Origin of the sequence: Erwinia plantamica (assembly GCF_043420595.1) — a bacterium.
Taxonomy (GTDB): Bacteria; Pseudomonadota; Gammaproteobacteria; order Enterobacterales; family Enterobacteriaceae; genus Erwinia; species Erwinia aeris.
In genome coordinates this window covers 1-235 of sequence record NZ_JBGCUC010000155.1, presented here as the reverse complement: position 1 = coordinate 235, position 235 = coordinate 1, and the positions used below count along the sequence as shown (strand labels likewise).

Sequence of the window (235 nt, the reverse complement as noted above, 5' to 3'; positions counted from 1 at the left end):
ATTGCTAACCGCATGAACTCTCAGATCAAAGGTCTGACTCAGGCGGCACGTAACGCCAACGACGGTATCTCTCTGACTCAGACGGCTGAAGGTTCTCTGAACGAGATGAACACCAACTTACAGCGTATCCGTGAACTGACTGTTCAGGCGAAAAACGGCACCAACAGCGCCGACGACATCGACTCAATCCAGAAAGAAGTTGACGCGCGTCTGTCTGAAATCAACCGTATCGGTA

Annotated in this window: 1 protein-coding gene; it reads left to right on the top strand. The window is 51.1% G+C overall.

The annotated features are described in order from the left end of the window. On the top strand, positions 1-235 hold a 235-nt coding region (locus AB3U87_RS22585), incomplete at both ends, for a flagellin N-terminal helical domain-containing protein (protein ID WP_477181482.1).